Here is a 19,951-nt window from a genome sequence, read left to right as displayed (position 1 = left end):
ATCGGAGTCAACAATTAAATCACCGCCCGGTGACATAATTTGATTGCCGCCGCCCCAAAACCGGCCTATGGCCTTGCCGTATAAGGATTTCATCATGGTCGAAACCCGTACCCGCAACCGCGAAGCCACCCACGCTGCCCTTTTGGAAGCGGCGAAAATCACCCTGGCCGAACAGGGCTTTCAAAACTTCGGCGTCAATGCCGTGGCGCGCCAGGCCGGCTGCGACAAGCAGTTGATCTATCGTTATTTCGGCGGGCTGGACGGTTTGCTGGAGGCGATGGGCGGCGACGTCGCCACGTGGCTGGGCGCGCCGCCGACGGCAGTACCGGGTACGACCTATGGCGAGTGGGCGGCCAATCTGGCCGATGCCTACATGATGGCATTGCGCGCCAACCCGCTTCTGCAAAAACTCATCCTGTGGGAGCTGTCGGCGGCACCGGGAACGCTGGCACCCCTCACCCAAGCGCGCAGCCGGGCGATGATGCAGTGGGTGGCCGCCGCGCGTGGCGAGCTAGAGATGCCGACGGATGCGGGTCTGATAAATGCGGTGCTGGTGGCGGCAATCCAGCAGTTCGTGTTGTCGGCGGCGGTTTCGGGGAGTTTCTCGGGCCTGCCTTTGCGCGAAGACGCCGACTGGGACCACCTGCGCGCCGGTCTCCGCAGCCTTGTATTACGGTTGTACTCTTAAGTTGACTCGACTCGCGGCCACCCTCTTAAAGTGGGTCCACAGATTACACCGATTACACAGATTAAGAGGGATTTATTGACTATGAACACCGACACTCGCGACCCGGAAACTTATGCTATCATTGGCGCTGCGATGGAGGTTCATCGAACTTTAGGGTGCGGTTTTCTCGAGTCGGTCTACCATGAGGCCTTGGCCATAGAACTAACTGGCCGCGGCCTGCCCTTTCGGCGCGAAGCGCCATTACCGATCATGTACAAAGGCACGCTGCTTCCGTGTTCCTTCCGTGTCGACTTTGTCTGCTTCGATTCGGTCTTGCTTGAGCTAAAAGCCTTGACCAGCCTATCTGGCAATGAGGACGCCCAAGTCATCAATTATCTGAAGGCCTCCGGCCATAACCGGGCCCTTTTGATTAACTTTGGTGCGCAGAGCCTCCTGCATCGCCGGTTCTCGCTCTGAAAAAATCTGTGAAATCTGTGTAATCTGTGGATCCCCTTTACCTTCATAAGGTTCCCCCGCGACGATATGTCCGCAGATCCCAAAACCCTTTTACCGTTTTTTGTTTCGCCAAATTAAGACCTTCGCGCTAGAACCGATCGCATGAGCGAGACAGCCACTTCACCGTTTGGTTTCAAGGACGTCGATGCCCGCGACAAGGTATCCATGGTCCACGGCGTGTTCAAAAGCGTCGCCTCCAGCTATGACCTGATGAACGACGTCATGTCCGGCGGTATCCACCACTTGTGGAAGGATGCTGCCTGCACCCGGCTCAACCCGCAACCCGGCGAAGTCATCCTCGATGTCGCCGGCGGCACCGGCGATATTGCCCGTCGCCTGGCCAAGCTGGCACGCGCCGCCAAGGCCCGCCGGGCCGGCCGCGGCAATTCGGCTACCGACGCCGATATCCGCATCATCGACTACAACGAAGCCATGATCATGGCCGGCCGCGAAAAGTCCGAACGCCTCAAACTGCACGAACCGGAAATATCCTGGTCCGTCGGCGACGCTATGAGCCTGGCCCTCGACGACAACACCGCCGACGCTTACATCATCAGCTTCGGCATCCGCAACGTCGCCGACGTCCAATCCGCGCTGAACGAGGCCAAACGCGTCCTGAAACCGGGCGGTCGCTTCTTCTGCCTCGAATTCTCCCACCCGAAATCGTCGGTCATCAACAAGGTGTACGAGACCTACAGCTTCAAGGTCATCCCCTTCATGGGCCAGATGATCGCCCATGATCGCGACAGCTACCAGTACCTGGTCGAAAGCATCCAGCGCTTCCCCGACCAGGAGACCTTCAAGCAAATGATGATCCGCGCCGGCTTCGACAGGGTCAACTATAGCAACTTCTCCGGCGGCATCTGCGCCCTGCATGAAGGCCGCGCCTGACCGTGGCATCACTGGACTCCTGGGCACGCCTGATCCGGACCGGCATGATCCTGCTGCGCCATGATGCGTTGCTGCCGAAGGAAACCGAGCACCTCCTGCCGCCGATACCTCGCTTCCTGGCCGGCGCTTTACGCGCAATCTTCGCGAAAAAAACGAAGGAACGCGCCGGCGAACGCTACGCCAAGGCCTTCCACGACCTGGGACCGGCCTTTATCAAGCTGGGCCAGATCCTGTCGACGCGCGGCGATATCTTCGGCGAACGCTTCACCCGCGACCTGGCCCACCTGAAGGACCGCCTGCCGCCCTTTCCGAAGTCAGTCGCCGAGGCCACCATTCTCGAGTCTTTGGGCGCCCCTCCCGGCGAAATCTTCGCCGAGTTCGGCGATGTCATCGGTTCGGCCTCGATCGCCCAGGCCCACGAAGCCAAGATGAAGGACGGCCGCAAGGTCGCCGTCAAAATCCTGCGGCCGAACATCGAACGCATCATCGCCGCCGATATCGCCATGCTCACCCTGGGCGCCGGCATCGTTGCCTTCTTCTTCGCGTCCGCCAAACGCCTGGAGCCCGAGGCCTTCGTGGCCACCGTGGCGACCTCGCTGCTGCTGGAACTGGACCTGCGTCTGGAGGCTTCGGCCGCCGACGAACTGGGTCAGATCATCAACAAAGAGCCGTGGATGAAGGCGCCCAAAATCGTGTGGCATCACGTCTCGCGCCGAGTCCTGGTCATTGAATGGGCCGACGGCATCCCCTTGAGCCGTCCCGAAGCCCTGGAGTTACCCGGTCTCGACAAGAAGGAAACGGCAGACAATCTGATCCGCGCCTTCCTCAGCCAGGCCCTGGACCACGGCGTCTTCCACGCCGACCTGCACGAAGGCAACCTCTTCGTCGCCGCTCCGGCCAAGCTGACCGCCATCGATTTCGGCATTATTGGCCGGCTGCGCCCCAAGGAGCGGCGCTATCTGGCGGAAATGCTGTGGGGCTTCCTGCGCCGCGACTACAAACGCGTCGCCGAGGTCCATTTCGAAGCCGGCTACGTGCCCGCGCACCAGAATGTCGACAGCTTCGCCCAGGCCCTGCGCGCCGTCGGTGAACCCGTTCTCGGCCGCCAGGCCACCGAAGTCTCCATGGGCCGGCTATTGTCGCAGCTCTTTGAAATCACAGCCCAGTTCGAGATGCACCTGCGCCCGGAACTGGTGCTGCTGCAAAAGACCATGGTCAGCGTCGAAGGCGTAGCCCGCCGCATCTACCCCGAACATAACCTGTGGGAAGCCGCCCGCCCGGTGGTGCGCGCCTGGATCTCGCGCGAACTGTCCCCCGTGGTCGAAGCCCGGCGCCTGTTCGAGCGCCTGGTCCATAAGCTGCGCCTGGACGACGACGGCGAAGCGGGGACGTCCCGCCGCGGATACCTGGAGCTTGAGGCCCTGAAGGTGGTGGCCCAGCAAGGCCGTACCTTCGGCCTGATTGCGCTGATCGTGTCAGTGATCTCGCTGGGCGTGATTATTTGGGTGGCTGTACGATAGCAACTATCAGTCGAACCAGAAAACGACACGGACTTTCAAACCACGGCGTTCGAACTCTTCCATGGCGGCAGCGACGGCAAAGTAGGAAGGATCACGCGAACCTCCGAATGTACTGGGTAGTTCGATGCACCGTCGCCACTCCGTCGGCGTCATCCAACTGTGGCCGCGCAGGCCGTAATGCGTGACCCACGCCTGCTCCTCGTCTCGCCATTGGCTTACGCCGGCCGTCACCCAAGCCGCAGCTTTTTTCCGCGTCGTTTCTCCTTCGCCTTCGCCAGTTTCCGTGATGTAGAAGAAGGTCGCAACCGCCGCTTCCGCGGCCAGATCCAATGGTAATCCGCGTGGCGGTATCATCGGCTGACGGCTACCGCGTACACCGGCCAACAGCCCGAACAGGTCATAGTCCTGCGCAGGTGAAAGGCTCCCGAAGCTTGACCAGTATTCACCGTCGTAGCTGGTTTCAATAAAGCAGTAGATGTCAGCGCCCATCGCCACCATCTCCACTCGGATCGCGGCCAAGCTTGCGGTCGGCCTCGATCTGCTTCTGTTTCTGCCAGTAGGCCGCGCCATTATCCGGGCGGAACATGGTCCGCGGCGCGCCCTGTTTGGTCATCACCGCAAAGACATTGCCTTTTGGATCATAAAACAGCGTGTCGCCGTTCTTGCGCCTAAGCGTCTGCGTACCCTTGGGGGGGCTATGGATAAAGCCGTGGACCTTCACGACCCAGTCGTCATAGGAGGCAGCGCCGAACTCCGCGCCGTGCTTTTCATAATGATAGGTGGCGTTCTCATAGGCCGAATATTTGCGGTTCTTCGACCACAGCGGCCAGTCGCCATACCGCGTCTCGGTAATGACAACCTTCGACGCTTTCTGCGCTTCCGACTCAGCCGCCGGCGGATCGATCACCGCCATCGAGGCCTGTTCCAGCCCTTCCGGCTCGGCCTTGGCGTTTTTTTGGCGCTCGGCCCAGACCGGGGCCTTCTTCTCCTCGACGACGACGGTTTCGCCGCCGCCATCGGGCAACACCGCCGACGGCCCGGCATCGCAGCCCACCGTCACGGCGATGACAACCAAAGCCAGTAATGTGCGACCGAACCGGCCCCCAAGTCCGCCCATATCTTGCCCCCTTGCCTCGTCCTTCCTACCTATGGCACAAGGCGCGGCGCCAAAAAAGCCAGATCTAAAGGAGCTACCCGTGAGCGAACCCCGAGTCCTCCTGATCATCGGCGGCGGCATAGCAGCCTACAAATCCCTCGAACTGATCCGGCTGCTGCGCAAGGGCGGCATCGCGGTCCGCGTCGTCCTGACCAAGGCCGCCGAACAGTTCGTGACCCCCCTGACGGCCGGTGCGCTCAGCAATGACAAGGTCCACCAGGACTTGTTCGACCTGACCACCGAAGCCGAGATGGGCCACATTACCCTGTCGCGCCAGGCCGACCTTGTCGTCGTCGCCCCGGCTACCGCCGACCTGATGGCGAAACTGGCCCACGGCCAGGCCAATGACCTGGCCTCGACACTTTTGCTGGCCACCGACAAGAAGGTCCTGATGGCGCCGGCAATGAATGTCCGCATGTGGCACCACCCGGCAACGCAGCGCAATCTTGAGACCCTCAAAAGGGATGGCGTCGAATTCGTTGGCCCCGACGAAGGCGACATGGCCTGCGGCGAGTTCGGCCTGGGCCGGATGAGCGAACCCGACGCCATCTTCGGCGCCATCCAGTCGCAGTTGGGCCCACATAAAGGCCCATTGAACGGCCGCAGGATCGTCGTCACCGCCGGCCCGACGTTCGAGCCTCTCGATCCTGTGCGCGGCATGACCAACCGCAGCTCCGGCCGCCAGGGCTACGCCATCGCCGAAGCCCTGGCCCGCAAGGGCGCCGACGTCACCCTGATTTCAGGTCCCGTCGCTTTGCCGGCGCCCGGGGGTGTCCGCCGCATAGATGTTGAAACAGCAGACCAGATGCTGGAAGCCTCGCTCAATGCCCTGCCGTGCGACGTCTTTGTCGCCGTCGCCGCCGTCGCCGATTGGCGCCCCAAGCAGGCCGCCACGGAAAAGCAGAAGAAGGGCCCCGACGCCGAACTCAGCGTCACCTTCGTCAAGAATCCGGACATCCTGGAAACCGTGTCGAAACACCTCGATTTCCGCCCGAAACTGGTGATCGGCTTTGCCGCCGAGACCAGCGAACTGGAAGCCTATGCCAGAGCCAAGCTGGCGTCGAAGGGCTGCGACGCCATCCTGGCCAATGACGTGTCGGACGATGTCTTCGGCTCGGCGAAGAACCAGGTCAGCCTGGCCGATCTCGACGGCTTCACCGCCATTCCAGGCACCACCAAGGCCGATGTCGCCAACTTCGTGGCGCGATATATCCACAAGCGTCTGGGCTGACGGCCCTGTGGCGCGCGGCGGAATCGTGCCAGTGATAACGTAACAGGAGCCGTCATGACCGTTGAGACCACCGCTTTCGTCCAGCAACTGGGGCACGCCGCCGATCTGCCGCTGCCGGCCTATGAGACCGAAGGCTCGGCTGGCCTGGACCTGCGTGCCGCCATTGCGGCCGATGCGCCGGTGACCCTTAAGCCGCTGGGCCGCGCCCTGATTCCGACCGGCCTGAAGATCGCCGTACCGCTCGGCTATGAGGTCCAGGTCCGCCCGCGCTCGGGCCTGGCGCTCAAGTTCGGCATTACCTGCCTGAATTCGCCAGGCACGATCGACAGCGACTATCGTGGCGAAGTCGGGGTGATCCTGGTCAATCTCGGCGGCGAGGACTTTGTCATCAACCGCGGCGACCGCATCGCCCAGATGGTGGTGGCCCAGCACGCCCGCATCGTCTGGGAGGTTCAGGACTCGCTCGACACCACCGCCCGCGGCGAAGGCGGCTTCGGATCGACGGGGAGAGGTTAGCTCGCCAAGCACGCGAACACCACTCGCCTTCCGACACACAACTGTGATCACATAACCACATTATGTCATTAGGCTATTGCAACGAAGCAGGACAGCCTGAAAGGCGCGTTTAACGTATCGAATCTTGATGCGGCGACACGCCAGATGCCAGAACGCACGCTGAACCGGCCCAAAGGCTTTCAGATAAGCGACCGCCATGGGGGCGGAGGAGGCAGGGTTATGAGTGACAATCTCGGCGGCGACGCTGTACAGTTCGGCTTCGCACTATGGGATGCTGCCAGGGCCAGTCTGGTCGGGCTCAATCCCATTCCCGTCCTGATCACCAGCGCCTTTTTCGGTATCGTCCAGCCCCAGCGCGGATGGTATATTTTCAAAGCGCTCGTTGCCCTTGTTCCCGCCGTGCTGATGGTCGCCCTGTGGCCGGTGACCCAGGGCTATACGCCGATCTGGCCGGACGTCACCCAGATGGAAACCCAGATCCAGCTTCTCACCATGCTGATGATCGCCTGGCTCATCATCCGCCTGCTGTATATGGTTAAGGCCACTCTGACGCTCGGCACCCGCGAGCCGGAAGCCCGCACCAACGGCCACTAGTTCCTTCCCGAATTGCTACGCCATCGTTAGTGCTAATATACTGAATATACTCATCTTATCCCTCCCCGTTATACGGGGAGGTGGATCATTTGCGGTTAGCAAATGAGACGGTGGGGGATTTCTTGGCACCGCCCTGTCGCCGCAAGCTTACACGTCGTTGATTCTTTTTGACAATTTTCGCAAATCGGCCGTTTCTGTCGCCTATGGCGCTAAAACGTATCGCTTCTTTACGCCTCGCAGCCGCTTTTTTGCCGAAATCGACCGCGATCCTAGTTAACGGCGCGTACCCGGCCATGTGTTTAAAACCAGACAAGGGACCAGCTCAATGAATGATATCTGGAACTTCTTCCAAGACCTCAGCGACGGTCTGAACGCGGCGCTGAACGGCGTCAATCCGCTTCCGGTCCTGATTATCGGCATCATCATCGGCTTCCTCCAGCCCAAGCCGGATCGCTACCTGCTCAAGGCGACCCTGGCCGTCGTGGCGGCATTTGCCATTCAGGCCGTGTGGCCGGCGCTGCTGGGTCGTCCGATGAATTTCCCGGATTTCAGCCGTCTGCAATCCATCGTCCAGCTCTTCATCCTGCTGGTCATCGCCTACGGCACGATAGGCCTGCTGGGTTCGCTGAAAACGGCCCTCAAATTCGAAGGCAAGAAAGCTTAAAGACCGCTAGGCCCGCTGAACCCGGCGGGTCCTTTTCTTACAGCCCCAATACATCCTGCATATCGTAGAAGCCGGCCTTTTGGGTACGGCCCCACAGGGCGGCCTGGATGGCGCCGCGGGCAAACAAGGTCCGGTCGCGGGCCGAGTGCGACAGGGTCAGAATCTCGTCTTCCGACGCCAGCACAGCACTGTGCTCGCCGACAATGCCGCCGCCGCGGATCACCGAAAAGCCGATGTCACCCGCCCGCCGCGCGCCCGTAATGCCATCACGGGCGGCTACCTTGACCTCGTCCAGGCGGACATTGCGACCGTAGGCGGCCGCTTCGCCCAGCATCAGGGCTGTCCCCGACGGGGCGTCGACCTTTCGCCTGTGGTGGGCTTCGACGATTTCGATATCCCAGTCTTCCGCCGCCAGGCGTGCCGCGGCCTGTTTCAGCAGCCCCATCAGCAGATTGACCCCCAGCGAGAAATTGCCCGACTGGATGATCACCACCTCGTCGGCGAAGCGAATCAGTTCATCGCGCTGTTCCGGCGTAAAGCCGGTGGAGCCGATGACATGGACCAGGGGACGCGGCCGTGCCAGCCCTTCGCCGGCGCAGGCTTCCAGCAGAGACAGCGAGGCTTCCGGCGTCGAGAAGTCGATCACCGCATCGGTGCGGGTCAGGTCGAACATGTCGCCCTTTTCGTACTTGGCCGACATGGTGTGTTTGGTTTCGTCCAGAACCTTGATGACAGCCTGACCCATGCGGCCCTTGTAGCCATTGACAGCAAAACGGGTGGCGGGTGCGGCCATGATAGAAAGCTCCTGAAATCCGGGTTTCGACCGATAGGGGAAGTGCCCGTCAGGTCAAGGCGAATCTCAGAAATTGCTTCTTTATTTTCCGCATCACACTATCAAAACCGTCCTTATACGGAATACATCATACTCCTGAGACTTGATCCCGACGCCAATGTGACCCTTGACCTGCACCGGTTGGTGCTGGATGAGCTGGCTGGCATTCTGCGCGCCGCCGCGACCGTGGATGACGACCGGGCGCACCGCATTCACCTGGGCTGCAAACGGGTGCGCAGCTATCTGCGGCTGTTGCGGGCTGTGCTGGGCGTCAAGCGCTTCAAACGCGAGAACCGCTTCTTTCGCGACCTGGGCCGGCCGTTCGGCGCCGTACGGAATTCGGAAGTGGCTCAGGCGACCGTCGACAAGCTGCTGAAGGATCAGCCGTTTCTGGTTGGGTTTGGGGTTGATATCCTGCGCCAGGTGGCGGAGGTGGCGCCGCCGCAGGATGAGACAGCGACCAGCTTAAGCGCCGTGATGGCAGCGGTCAGTGATGCCCAGGCGCGGTTCCTCGATACGTCGCGCGGCAAGGTCAGGATGGAGCGCGAGGTCAAGCATCTGTACCGTGAGGGGTGCCGGTTGTTCGGTCAGGCGGTCGACAGCCGGACGGCTGATGACCTGCACGAATGGCGCAAGCAGGTGAAGTATCTACGCTTTGCACTGGCGGCAATGGAGGAGACCGGGCCGGAGGATGCCGCCTGGCGCAAGCGTTTGAAGAAGCTGGCCAAGGTGTTGGGACATCATCACGACCTGTCGCTTTTGCAGGACCGGGTCAGGGCGGCGGGCGTGACGGTGGTGGAGATTCTCGATGTGATCGAGCGGCAGGAAGTGGCGCTGTCCGATAAGGCGCGGGATCTGGGCCAGGAACTGTATGGCCGCAAGCCGCGGGAATTTATGGAGGGGTTGGTGGGGGAGCTTTCGGAGTAGCACCTCACCCGATCGCGTTCACTTCGTTCCGCTCTCGTCCTCTCCCCGCAGGCGGGGAGAGGTGAAAAGAAAGCGCTGTCGCGAGTCCCGTTTAAGGGTCCTTCGGCCCTTACTGAGCTGCGGTGCCGGTGATGTCGTCCCAGAAACGGCGGGCCTTGTGCATGAAGCCCTGCGACTGCGCATAGGATTGCGCTTCAGAGATCGCGGCGAATTCCTTCATCAGCTCCTTCTGGCGCGGATTCAGGTGTTTCGGCGTCTCGACGAACAGCTCGACGATCAGATCACCCTTCTGCTTCGAATTCAGGCCCGGCATGCCGCGACCCTTCAGCTTGACCTTATGGTTGGTCTGGGCGCCCTCAGGGACCGTCACCTCCAGCTTGCACTGGCCGTCGCAGTTCTGCCCACCCATCAGGCACGGCACTTCCAGAACCCCGCCCAATATGGCCGTGGTCATCGGCACCGGGATCGAGCAATGCAGGTCCAGGCCATCGCGCTCGAAAATTTCGTGATCGGCGACGCTCAGGAAAATATACAGATCGCCCTTGGGTCCGCCCTTGCCGCCGGCCTGGCCTTCGCCGCGCAACAGGATACGGGCGCCGTCATCGACGCCGGCCGGGATATTGACCTTCATGGTCTTGTTCTGGCGAACCTGGCCGTGGCCACGGCAATCCGGGCACGGATCCTTGATCACACTGCCCTGACCGTTACAGGCGGGGCAACTGCGTTCGACGGCGAAGAAGCCGTTGGAGGTGCGCACGCGGCCCTGGCCGCCGCAGGTCATGCAGGTCGACGGCTTGGTACCAGCCTTGGCGCCGGATCCCTTGCAGGATTCACAGGAGAAGGTAGTGGGGACGGTGATCTCGACCTCGGCGCCCTTATAGGCCTGCTCGAGCGTGATCTCGTAATCGAAACGGACGTCGGAACCGCGTTGCGGACCGGACGGACGGCGCTGCTGGCCGAAAATGTCACCGAACATCTCGGAAAAGATGTCTTCGACATTGGAAAAGCCCTGGGAGCCACCCTGAAATCCACCACCACCGGCGGACTGACCATTCATGCCGGCATGACCATAGCGATCATAGGCGGCGCGCTTCTGCCCATCGGAAAGGACGCCATAGGCCTCATTGACCTCTTTGAAGCGGCCTTCGGCTGCGGCGTCACCCTGGTTGCGGTCGGGATGGTGTTCCATCGCCTTCTTGCGGAAGGCAGCCTTGAGCGACGCCTCGTCGGCGGTGCGCTCAACACCCAGAACCTCGTAATAACAACGCTTGCTCATGCTTAACGCCCCGATGTCAGCCAGACGCTACGCGAAATGCCTTTCACGCGCGTTACCGGCTCTACGGCCTGATGTCGACTTGTTGATATGATGTTGTGATGCAGTGACGGCGGGGAGTCAAATCCACTCGCCGGCCAGGGCAGAGAAGTGGACGCCCCGTTTACATCCGAAAAGGTAAGCGGGGCGTCCATTCTGTGTGCCTTAGGCGCTCTTCTTGGAGTCGTCGACTTCCTCGAAGTCGGCGTCCACGACGCCGTCATCCTCGGCGCGGGCGCTGGGGCCATCGCCGTCGTCGTCACCGCCGGCCTGGGCGTACATAGCCTCGCCCAGCTTCATCGACGCCTGGGCCAGGGCGTTGGTCTTGGTGCGGATGTCGTCGGCGTCTTCACCGTCCTTGGCCGCCTTGAGGTCGGCCAGGGCGGTTTCGATCGCCGTCTTCTCCGGGGCGCCGACCTTGTCGCCGAATTCCTTCAGCGACTTTTCGGTCGAGTGGATAAGGGCGTCGGCGTGGTTGCGCGCCTCGATCAGCGCCTTGCGCTTCTCGTCTTCGCCCTTGTTGGCTTCGGCCTGCTTAATCATGTCCTCGATGTCGTTATCCGAGAGGCCGCCATTGGCCTGGATACGGATCGAGTGCTCCTTGTTGGTCGCCTTGTCCTTGGCGTTGACATGGACGATGCCGTTAGCGTCGATGTCAAAGGTGACTTCGATCTGCGGCACGCCGCGCGGTGCGGGCGGGATGCCGGTCAGGTCGAACTGACCAAGGATCTTGTTGTCCGCCGCCATCGGGCGTTCACCCTGGAAGCAGCGGATGGTCACGGCCGACTGATTGTCGTCGGCGGTCGAGAAGACCTGGGACTTCTTGGTCGGGATGGTGGTGTTGCGTTCGATCAGCGGGGTGAAGACACCGCCCAGAGTCTCGATGCCGAGCGTCAGCGGGGTGACGTCGAGCAGCAGGACGTCCTTGACGTCGCCTTGCAGAACGCCGGCCTGGATGGCGGCGCCCAGGGCGACCACTTCATCCGGGTTGACGCCCTTGTGCGGTTCGCGGCCGAAGAAGGTCTTCACCGCGTCCTGAACCTTGGGCATGCGGGTCATACCGCCGACCAGGACCACTTCATCGATGTCCGAAGCCTTGAGGCCGGCGTCCTTGAGGGCCTGCTGGCAGGGGCCGATCGTCTTGGAGATCAGGTCCTCGACCAGGCTTTCCAGCTTGGCGCGGGTCATCTTCAGATTCAGGTGCAGCGGGCCCGAAGCGTTCATCGAAATGAAAGGCAGGTTCAGGTCGTACTGGGCAACCGTCGAAAGTTCCTTCTTGGCCTTTTCCGCCTCTTCCTTGAGGCGTTGCAGGGCCAGCTTGTCGGAACGCAGGTCGACGCCGTTCTCTTTCTTGAACTCGTCGGCCAGGTAATCGACGATGCGCATGTCGAAGTCTTCACCACCCAGGAAGGTGTCGCCGTTGGTCGACTTCACTTCGAAAACGCCATCGCCGATTTCGAGGATCGAGACGTCGAAGGTACCGCCACCGAGGTCATAGACGGCGATCTTCTTGTTGGTATCCTTGTCCAGGCCATAGGCCAGGGCAGCCGCAGTCGGCTCGTTGATGATGCGCAGCACTTCCAGGCCGGCGATCTTGCCGGCATCCTTGGTGGCCTGACGCTGGGCGTCGTTGAAGTAGGCCGGGACGGTGATGACGGCTTGTGTGACCGTTTCGCCCAGATAGGCTTCGGCGTCTTCTTTCATCTTTTGCAGGATGAAGGCCGAAATCTGCTGCGGGCTGTAGTCCTTGCCATGGGCGCGGACCCAGGCGTCGCCATTGGGACCCTTGGTGATGTCGTAGGGCACCATGCCCTTGTCCTTCTGGACCATCGGATCCGTATAGGCGCGGCCGATCAGGCGCTTGATGGCGAAGAAGGTGTTGCCGGGATTGGTGACGGCCTGGCGCTTGGCCGGCTGACCGACCAGACGCTCGCTGTCATCGACGATCGCGACGACCGACGGGGTGGTGCGCACGCCCTCGGCGTTTTCGATGACCTTGGGGTTTTTGCCGTCCATGACGGCCACACAGGAATTGGTCGTCCCTAAATCGATACCGATGATTTTAGCCATGGGTGTTAAATCTGCTCCGTTAAGGCGAATGGGCGTTGCGGCCTTTTGAAATCAAGCGCCGCGTTTGTCCATCCCCGTTAAGATGAATACAAACGAAATTTCAAGTCCCCGATTGCAGCGGGCTGCGTGACCGGGTGCTCGAAAGCTGTAGCCGATATGGTGAAGGCTGGTTGTCCTTCAAGGGATAGCGTAAATTTTTTAGGGCTATTGCCCGCCTGATTGCAAATTCGTCAGGCCGGCCTGCAAAGGGTCGTTTTCTGCGCTTCCGGTGCTCACGTACTGAAGTACGCTCCACTCCGGTTCTCGAAACCAACCCTTTTCGGCTCAACCCGCCAAATTTTCAAAACAGGCTCGCGGCGCTTGCCTTGAGCGAATGAAAGCGTAAAACCCGTTGCAGGGGTATATAGGGCTTAAACTGTTCAGGAAAACCGCCATGGCCGATACGCAATTGCCGCTGACCCGCCCGGAAGGGTCGCTCGCGTCCGATTTCCACCTCAGCCGCCGCGGCCTGGCCGGTTTGTTCTTTGCCGGCTACGCGCTGAGCACCGGCCCCGTCAATGCCCAGGCCATCACCACCCCTGCAGATGGCTTGTTTACAAAGGATGTGCTGATCCCACCGCTGAGCGATGAGGGCGGGTACAAAATTCCGGGCTATGTCGCTATGCCGGCCAAAAAGGGGCAGTTCAAGGTCATCCTGGTGGTGTCGGAAGTGTTCGGGCTGCATGAGTATATTCGCGATGTCTGCCGCCGCTGGGCGCAGTTGGGCTACTGCGCCCTGGCGATCGATTTTTTCGCGCGCAAGGGCAATGCCGCCGCCGCGCCCGATTTCGATACGGTGAAGGCCTTGGTCGAGGCCGCGTCGTACCAGCAGGTGATGGGCGATTTGAAAGCGGCCAGCATGTGGTTGGACAGCCGACCCGACATCGGTCAGCCGAAGAAGGTCCTGAGCGACAAGGGCTTTGCCGACATGGAATCCGTCGGTGTGACCGGATTTTGCTGGGGTGGCGCCATTGTGTGGATGGCGGCCGCGACCATGCCTGTCGTCAAGGCCGGGGTGGCGTGGTACGGCCGGCTCGAAAAGCCAGCGCCGGACCAGTTTATGGGGGGGAGAATCGTCCCTGGCCGGTGGAGATCGCCGGATCACTGAACCGCCCGGTCCTGGGGCTATATGCCGAAAACGACGGCAACATCCCGGTAGCCTCGGTGCAGCGGATGAACGACGCCCTGGCCGCAGCAAGGCTGACGCCGTCACATATCGACATCTTACCCGGCACCAGCCACGGCTTCCATGCCGATTACCGTGCCAGTTACAACGCCGAACAGGCGAACCTCGGATGGGCGAAGGCGACAGCGTGGTTTGGCAAGTATTTGTAAGCGCTGTCGTGTGTCGGGGTGAAGGGGCCTGAGGCCCCTTCGTCTTCACTTCGCAAACGCTTATTTCGGCCGTCCGCCCTCTTTCCACTTCGGCGTATAGTCGCCATTGGCCAGCCACGTCACCGGTTCGACCAGGGACTGGATGGCCTGGGTCATGAAAGGCAGGTTCAGGTTGGCAATGTTGTCATCCGGCGAGTGGTAGGTCGGTGTCACCGCCCAGCCCGACACCGTGTGGGCGACAATGCCCTGCAGGGCCAGCTGGTAGTTATCCGAACGCTCGAAGAAATTCTGCTCGGGGTAGAGGTCCGGCGCGATCAGGGCGCCCTTGGCCTTCAGGGATTCGCCAAAGTCCGACCGGTCGAAGCCCGTCATCATCATCACCCCGGCCGGCATTTTCGGATCCTGCTGGCCGATCATCTCGATCTCCAGGTTGGCGACGATGCTTTCCAGCGGCACCGGGGGCTTCATAGCGAAATACTGCGAGCCAAGAAGGCCGATCTCTTCCGCGCCATAGGCCACGAACATCACGCTGCGCTTGGGCTGACCACCGGCCGACAGGGCGCGCGCCAGTTCCAGCACCGCCGCCACACCCGAAGCATCGTCGTTGGCGCCCAAAACCACCTTATCGTCATGGGCGCCGATGGCGTCCAGGTGGGCCGAAATCAGGATCACCCCGGCGTTCGGGTCCGAGCCTTGCAGCCAGCCGATGGCGTTGCTGGTTATCTGCTGCGGCTTTTTCACCTGGCCGACCGTAAAGGTGATGTCCTGACCGTCGGCTTTCATCAGCTTGTCGAAGGCGTCGGCCGCCACAAAGGCAATGTCGGCACGGGGCTTTTCGACCGGCTGTTCGACCAGGCGCGCCGGCACCATGGTCTCGCCGCCAATGCCTTCCATGCGTTTTTTGGTGTCGTCGCTTTCGCGCACGATCAGCAGCTTCACGCCCTTTTGCACCGCGGCCCGCCACCAGGCGCCCAGGGTGAACTTGGCGTCGGGGGTGATGATCAGGATATCGCCATCCGGCATCTGGGCCGGGTCGCTACTTTTTGCGACGGCGATCTTGCCGGTGATGGTCTGGCCGTGGGAATAGTAGAGGGTCAGGCCCTGGCCTTGGGCGACATCGACACCGCCGGCGGTCAGGCGCGCCTTGCCGTCCAGCTCAGGATGGTCGATGGCCGCCGTCTGGATGTAGGACGTCATGCCCGGCGCCGGTTTCAGACCGAACGCTTCGAACTGAGCCGCGATATAGGCGGCGGCGATGGCTTCGTCACGGGTGGCGCTGGTGCGGCCCTGCAGGGCTTCGGAGGCGAGGAAGCTGGTATGGCTGCTGACCCATTCCTGTTTGACTTTCCACGGTTCGGCCAGGGCCGGGGTGGAAACGATCACTAAAGCGGCGGATACGGACAGGAAGGTACGGAACAACATTTGGGCGCCTCAACAGCCATTGAAGCGCCCAGTGTTAGGAACGGAAAGGTAAAGCGTCAACCGGTACTTAAAATGGCGGAACTTAGGGGATGGTCTTTCGATAGAAAGATACCCCTCCACCCCTTCGGGTCCCCTCCCCACTTCGTAGGGAGGAGAAGCAAGGAAAGTCTTCAAAGAGATTATTCCGCCTGCGTATTCACCGCTTCGCCGGTGGGCTCGCCGGCGCCGGAGTCGTAGCCGTTCTTCGTAGGCGCGGCAGCCGTCTTGGCGGCTACCGCCACCATGGCCGGACGGATGACCCGGCCGAACAGCTCATAACCCGCCTGCATCACGAACAGGACAGCGCCGCCTTCGACCTCGGTCGAGGGCTGTTCCATCACCGCCTGGTGCAGGTGCGGGTCGAACTTGTCGCCCTTCAGCGGGCTGATCTTCTTGATGCCGTTCTTGTCGAAGGCGCCGGCCAGTTCACGCTCGGTCATGGCGATGCCATCGACGAAGTTCTTGAACGCCGGATCGGCGACTTCGCCCGGAACGGACGACAGGGCGCGTTGCAGCACGTCGGCGACGCCCAGCAGGCTGGTGGCGAAGCGCTGGATGCCGAAGGCGCGGGCGTCATTGGCTTCACGCTCGGCGCGGCGTTTGGTGTTTTCGGCTTCGGCGGCGTAACGCAGCGCCTGTTCTTTCAGTGCAGTGTTTTCCTCGCTCAGCTTGTCAAAAGCCGCCTTCAGCGACGGATTCAAGTTTTCTGGCACATCGCCTTCGCCGGCGGTTTCGGGAACTTCGGTTTCGTCAGTCATAGCTCTCTCGTCACAAAAGGGGCGCGCTCAGTCGAGCATGCGGCCCAGCAATTTCGCGGTGTAGTCCACAAGTGGGATGATCCGAGCGTAATTCAACCGGGCCGGGCCGATCACGCCGATCGCACCCATGACCTTGGGTCCACCCGCCCGGGGCGACACCATGTAGGGCGCTGCAATAACAGCCGAGCCCGACAAAGAAAACAGTTTCGATTCCGATCCGATGAAAATTCTCACCCCCTGGGCCTGACGCACGTCGTCCAGCAGGTCGATCAGCTCTTCCTTCTGCTCCAGATCCTCGAACAGGGACCGCACCCGTTCCAGATCCTCCAGTGCCGAGGCCTGCAACAGGTTGGCCTGGCCGCGCACGATCAGGGCACGTTTTTCGTCGGCGCCGCCAGACCAGGCGGCGAGACCGGCCTCAATCAGCGCCGCGGCGGTTTCGTTGAGACGCAGGCGTTCCTGGTCCAACTCGGTCTTCAGAAAAAGCCGCGCCTCGCTCAGCGAACGGCCCTTCAGACGGGTATTAAGATAGTTGGAGGCTTCTGACAGCACCGACGGTGTCATACCGATCTGGGCCGGCATCAGGCGGTTTTCCACACGGCCATCGTCGAAGACAAGGACGGCCAAGGTCTGTTCGGTGCTGAGGGCGACGAATTCGACGTGCTTGACCCCGGATTCCAGCGACGGCGTCGTGACCAATCCAGCGCCCCCGGCCAGGCCGGATAGCAGGTTTGAGGCCTCGCGCAGGGCGGCATCGAAGCTGCGGCCCTGGCCGGTCAGACGCCCCTCGATCTCGCGTTTGTCGTCGTCGCTGATGTCGCCGACCTCAAGAAGGCCGTCGACGAAAAGTCGCAGTCCCTGATGCGTCGGCATCCGGCCGCTGCTGGTATGCGGTGCCGACAGCAGGCCCAGCGCGCTTAAGTCCTGCATGGTGTTGCGGATCGAGGCCGGCGACAGGTGGACACCGCCCTTGGACAGGGTGCGTGACCCCACGGGCTCGCCGGTCTCGAGATAGGCTTCGACGACGTGGCGGAAGATGTCCCGGGCGCGGGAATCCAGCTCGCTTAAGGATGCGCCGGACGTCATCAGGCCGGACAGGGTGGGCGGCGGATAGGTCTTCATAGGGCTTATTCTACAAAGGTCCGCGTGGAACGCCAATAGCCTTTCCAAGAGTCTTTAATTCGCCATAAAGTTGGAAGTTGATAGGGCAACCTTGGGAGGGACTATCATGCTGGAAGCCGCCTTGCTCGCCGCCGTTTTGAACAGCGACGCACCGGAACAACCCTATGGCCCGCAACCGTCGCAAGCCGCGGCCTATGCGCCGCTTCAGACGTCGGATGGAAAACAGGTTTATGACACCCGCGCCGGTCTGATTCGCCCTGCGGCGCGGGTTGCGCAAACCCAGGAACGCGATGACGAACACCGCGGTTTTGCCTGCGCCGATCGTAAATGCAAGACCACGACGCCGGTCTACACGACGCGGACCCCTTTGGACCAGGAACAAGGCCGCCTCGGAGGCAGTTGAGATGCGCAAAGGCCTGCCCCTGCTCGCCCTGCTCGCTGTGTCGGTTTCGGCTTGCGCCGATCTGGCCTATGACGAAGCACGGGCGCCCATGCCGGTTCTCGCCGAGCACGACTCGTCGTCGCGTGGCACAGGAATCGACAGCATGGTTTATGTGCCGGCGAACAAGGTCATCGACGAAGGCGAACGGACGGGCAAACGCGGCAGCGAGACCTGGGTCTGTGCCAATCCGGAATGCACGGTGGCGCAACGCGAACGCAGTTCTCCGCCACCCAACGCCCAGGACAAGCCGCGGCAGTTCTAAAAAGAGTTTGCATGGGGCCCGTGACCTGTTAGGGCAGGCGCGCTTTCAAGAGGTTCTTCATGTCACACTTCGATGCCTTGGCCGCGCTCAAGACCATCCGTCCGTCCAACCGCAAGCCCGACCAGATGCGCAATGTCACCCTGGAAACCGGTGTGACTCGTTATGCAGAAGGCTCGTGTCTGGTGACGTTCGGTCATACCCGCGTCCTGGTAACGGCTTCTGTCGAGACCGGTGTGCCGTCGTTTTTGAAGGGCAAGGGCCAGGGTTGGGTGACGGCGGAATACGGCATGCTACCGCGTTCGACCCACACCCGTTCGCGCCGCGAAGCCGCGACCGGCAAGCAGTCGGGCCGCACTCAGGAAATCCAGCGTCTCATCGGTCGTTCCATGCGCGCCGTGATCGATCTAAAGGCCCTCGGCGAGCGTCAGATTACCCTTGACTGTGACGTCTTGCAGGCCGACGGCGGCACGCGCACGGCGTCGATCACCGGCGCTTGGGTGGCTTTAGCCGCGGCCTGTGACAAGCTGGTCGCCGACAAGATCATCGAAAAGTCACCACTCCTGGACCAGGTGGCGGCCATTTCGTGCGGCATCTTCGAGGCCGTACCGGTGCTGGACCTGGATTACGATGAGGATTCCAACGCCGAGACCGACGCCAACTTCGTTATCACCGGTTCGGGCCATGCCGTTGAGATCCAGGCGACCGGCGAAAAGCGCGGTTTCAGCCGGCAGGAATTCGACACCTTGTACGACCTGGCGCTGAAAGGCACGAGCGAGTTGTTCGCACTGCAGAACCAGGTGTTGGGGCGTTAATCGCCCCTCACTCGACCTCGTTTTCACCGTAAGCAATCAGATCCGCCGGTTCGCAATGCAGGGCGCGGCATAGCGCATCGAGCGTCTTGAGTCTCAGCGCCATCGCCTTCTGATCGCGCAGGATTTCGAGATCGCGCACGGAAATCCCCGTCCGATCCGAAAGCTCGACAATCGACAACCGTCGCCGCGCCAACATGTCTGAAATTTTGATTCGAATTGCCATGGTCAGATCGTCAGGTCGGCTTCACGGCGCAGGCGGGCGCCTTCCTTGAACACCTCGGCCAGCACGAACACCACCAGGACCGAGAACCAGGTCGTCACCGCGCGCAGGCCGTAGACCGGCTCGAAATGGAGCTGAAAGATCCCTTCGGCAAACAGGCGCACGACATAGCCGAACACCTCAAGCCCCCCCAGACCGAATCCGATCCAGCGTAGCCGGCGGGTGTTGTCGGGGTGGAAGACGTCGCCCTCGGCCAGGGTCTGAAACACCTGGCGCGTCCAGTGCATGATCATCAGGTAGCCGGTCAGCGACAAGGCCACCGCGACAAACATCGCCGCCTGGGAGCCGGCGCTCAGGGCCGTGTTGATGTTCATCTGGCGCACGACTTCGGCGGCGATATTGGGTACCACCAGAACGCAGATCGCCGCCAGCACGAAAATGAAGATGATGGCGTACAGGCCGTAATAGACGACGTCGAGCGCCGTCTTCAGCAGGCTGGAAATCGAACGCGGCCCGAGAAATCGCATAGGCAGACCCTTGTGAACAACCTCCCTTTTCCCAAGTTCGCAGCGAAAAAACAACCTTTTCATTTGGCCTTGATGGG

The 19,951-nt window shown here is 61.5% G+C and carries 24 protein-coding genes; 14 read left to right on the top strand and 10 right to left on the bottom strand.

The window, feature by feature from the left end; all coding sequences use genetic code 11:
- Positions 1-94 precede the first annotated feature (94 nt).
- The 4 genes from ABI_RS02590 (at position 95) to ubiB (ending at position 3,594) form a co-directional block, all read left to right on the top strand.
- Complete coding sequence (locus tag ABI_RS02590) at positions 95-688, top strand: TetR/AcrR family transcriptional regulator (protein ID WP_050808248.1); 594 nt, start codon at positions 95-97, stop codon at positions 686-688.
- Between the two features lie 81 nt (positions 689-769).
- The gene (locus ABI_RS02585; protein WP_006271262.1) at positions 770-1,144 is read left to right on the top strand and encodes a GxxExxY protein; all 375 of its coding nucleotides are present in this window, start codon (positions 770-772) and stop codon (positions 1,142-1,144) included.
- 141 nt (positions 1,145-1,285) lie between these two features.
- On the top strand, positions 1,286-2,074 hold the full coding sequence (locus ABI_RS02580) for a class I SAM-dependent methyltransferase (RefSeq protein ID WP_006271261.1): 789 nt from the start codon (positions 1,286-1,288) through the stop codon (positions 2,072-2,074).
- 2 nt (positions 2,075-2,076) lie between these two features.
- On the top strand, positions 2,077-3,594 hold the full coding sequence (gene ubiB / locus ABI_RS02575; protein ID WP_040308515.1) for a 2-polyprenylphenol 6-hydroxylase: 1,518 nt from the start codon (positions 2,077-2,079) through the stop codon (positions 3,592-3,594).
- Positions 3,595-3,600: 6 nt separating this feature from the next.
- On the opposite strand, the gene ABI_RS02570 is transcribed toward ubiB, so the two are convergent.
- Positions 3,601-4,083 (bottom strand): hypothetical protein, encoded by a 483-nt coding sequence (locus ABI_RS02570; protein WP_006271259.1) that lies wholly within the window; start codon positions 4,081-4,083, stop codon positions 3,601-3,603.
- On the bottom strand, positions 4,073-4,711 hold the full coding sequence (locus tag ABI_RS02565) for a hypothetical protein (protein ID WP_006271258.1): 639 nt from the start codon (positions 4,709-4,711) through the stop codon (positions 4,073-4,075). Before ABI_RS02565 ends, ABI_RS02570 begins: the two co-directional genes overlap by 11 nt.
- A gap of 79 nt (positions 4,712-4,790) precedes the next feature.
- Between ABI_RS02565 and coaBC the strand changes: the two genes are divergently transcribed.
- From coaBC to ABI_RS02545, 4 genes are all read left to right on the top strand, one after another.
- A complete protein-coding gene (coaBC, locus tag ABI_RS02560) occupies positions 4,791-5,981 on the top strand; it encodes a bifunctional phosphopantothenoylcysteine decarboxylase/phosphopantothenate--cysteine ligase CoaBC (protein WP_006271257.1) in 1,191 nt (396 codons plus the stop codon).
- A gap of 54 nt (positions 5,982-6,035) precedes the next feature.
- Positions 6,036-6,497: a dUTP diphosphatase gene (gene dut, locus ABI_RS02555; protein ID WP_006271256.1), complete on the top strand. Its 462-nt coding sequence runs from the start codon at positions 6,036-6,038 to the stop codon at positions 6,495-6,497.
- 219 nt (positions 6,498-6,716) lie between these two features.
- Positions 6,717-7,091 (top strand): hypothetical protein, encoded by a 375-nt coding sequence (locus ABI_RS02550; RefSeq protein WP_006271255.1) that lies wholly within the window; start codon positions 6,717-6,719, stop codon positions 7,089-7,091.
- 325 nt (positions 7,092-7,416) lie between these two features.
- Positions 7,417-7,755, top strand: a complete 339-nt coding sequence (locus tag ABI_RS02545) for a hypothetical protein (RefSeq protein WP_006271253.1) — start codon at positions 7,417-7,419, stop codon at positions 7,753-7,755.
- Between the two features lie 37 nt (positions 7,756-7,792).
- Here ABI_RS02545 and dapB read toward each other — a convergent pair whose 3' ends face one another.
- On the bottom strand, positions 7,793-8,548 hold the full coding sequence (dapB, locus tag ABI_RS02540) for a 4-hydroxy-tetrahydrodipicolinate reductase (protein WP_006271252.1): 756 nt from the start codon (positions 8,546-8,548) through the stop codon (positions 7,793-7,795).
- A gap of 159 nt (positions 8,549-8,707) precedes the next feature.
- Between dapB and ABI_RS02535 the strand changes: the two genes are divergently transcribed.
- Complete coding sequence (locus tag ABI_RS02535; protein WP_006271251.1) at positions 8,708-9,514, top strand: CHAD domain-containing protein; 807 nt, start codon at positions 8,708-8,710, stop codon at positions 9,512-9,514.
- Between the two features lie 109 nt (positions 9,515-9,623).
- On the opposite strand, the gene dnaJ is transcribed toward ABI_RS02535, so the two are convergent.
- Entirely contained in the window at positions 9,624-10,790 is a 1,167-nt protein-coding gene (gene dnaJ / locus ABI_RS02530; protein ID WP_006271250.1) for a molecular chaperone DnaJ, read from the bottom strand.
- A 201-nt stretch (positions 10,791-10,991) separates the two neighbouring features.
- Positions 10,992-12,896 (bottom strand): molecular chaperone DnaK, encoded by a 1,905-nt coding sequence (dnaK, locus tag ABI_RS02525; protein WP_006271249.1) that lies wholly within the window; start codon positions 12,894-12,896, stop codon positions 10,992-10,994.
- Positions 12,897-13,329: 433 nt separating this feature from the next.
- Here dnaK and ABI_RS24845 point away from each other — a divergent pair, with 433 nt between their 5' ends.
- Both ABI_RS24845 and ABI_RS24840 read left to right on the top strand, forming a co-directional pair.
- Positions 13,330-14,043, top strand: coding sequence for a dienelactone hydrolase family protein (locus ABI_RS24845; protein ID WP_050808176.1), 714 nt, complete (start codon positions 13,330-13,332; stop codon positions 14,041-14,043).
- Positions 14,022-14,270, top strand: a complete 249-nt coding sequence (locus ABI_RS24840; RefSeq protein ID WP_050808175.1) for a dienelactone hydrolase family protein — start codon at positions 14,022-14,024, stop codon at positions 14,268-14,270. The genes ABI_RS24845 and ABI_RS24840 overlap by 22 nt, the downstream gene beginning before the upstream one ends.
- A 60-nt stretch (positions 14,271-14,330) precedes the next feature.
- Here ABI_RS24840 and ABI_RS02515 read toward each other — a convergent pair whose 3' ends face one another.
- The 3 genes from ABI_RS02515 to hrcA form a co-directional block, all read right to left on the bottom strand.
- The gene (locus ABI_RS02515) at positions 14,331-15,692 is read right to left on the bottom strand and encodes a M28 family metallopeptidase (protein ID WP_006271248.1); all 1,362 of its coding nucleotides are present in this window, start codon (positions 15,690-15,692) and stop codon (positions 14,331-14,333) included.
- 179 nt (positions 15,693-15,871) lie between these two features.
- Positions 15,872-16,489: a nucleotide exchange factor GrpE gene (grpE, locus tag ABI_RS02510; RefSeq protein WP_006271247.1), complete on the bottom strand. Its 618-nt coding sequence runs from the start codon at positions 16,487-16,489 to the stop codon at positions 15,872-15,874.
- Between the two features lie 27 nt (positions 16,490-16,516).
- On the bottom strand, positions 16,517-17,611 hold the full coding sequence (gene hrcA, locus ABI_RS02505) for a heat-inducible transcriptional repressor HrcA (RefSeq protein WP_006271246.1): 1,095 nt from the start codon (positions 17,609-17,611) through the stop codon (positions 16,517-16,519).
- A gap of 106 nt (positions 17,612-17,717) precedes the next feature.
- On the opposite strand from hrcA, the gene ABI_RS02500 reads away from it, so the two are divergent.
- From ABI_RS02500 to rph, 3 genes are read left to right on the top strand one after another with little or no spacing between them, the layout of a single operon-like run.
- A complete protein-coding gene (locus tag ABI_RS02500) occupies positions 17,718-18,014 on the top strand; it encodes a hypothetical protein (protein ID WP_006271245.1) in 297 nt (98 codons plus the stop codon).
- A gap of 1 nt (position 18,015) precedes the next feature.
- Entirely contained in the window at positions 18,016-18,315 is a 300-nt protein-coding gene (locus tag ABI_RS02495; RefSeq protein ID WP_006271244.1) for a hypothetical protein, read from the top strand.
- A gap of 59 nt (positions 18,316-18,374) precedes the next feature.
- Complete coding sequence (gene rph / locus ABI_RS02490) at positions 18,375-19,127, top strand: ribonuclease PH (RefSeq protein WP_006271243.1); 753 nt, start codon at positions 18,375-18,377, stop codon at positions 19,125-19,127.
- A 7-nt stretch (positions 19,128-19,134) separates the two neighbouring features.
- Here rph and ABI_RS02485 read toward each other — a convergent pair whose 3' ends face one another.
- Positions 19,135-19,323 carry a helix-turn-helix domain-containing protein gene (locus ABI_RS02485; RefSeq protein WP_006271242.1) on the bottom strand — a complete coding sequence of 63 codons (189 nt, stop codon included), beginning with the start codon at positions 19,321-19,323 and terminating at the stop codon, positions 19,135-19,137.
- Between the two features lie 29 nt (positions 19,324-19,352).
- Complete coding sequence (locus tag ABI_RS02480) at positions 19,353-19,874, bottom strand: DUF2975 domain-containing protein (protein ID WP_006271241.1); 522 nt, start codon at positions 19,872-19,874, stop codon at positions 19,353-19,355.
- Positions 19,875-19,951: the final 77 nt, after the last annotated feature.

Source organism: Asticcacaulis biprosthecium C19 (genome assembly GCF_000204015.1).
Lineage (GTDB): Bacteria > Pseudomonadota > Alphaproteobacteria > Caulobacterales > Caulobacteraceae > Asticcacaulis > Asticcacaulis biprosthecius.
This window is presented reverse-complemented; position numbering and strand designations above follow the sequence as displayed.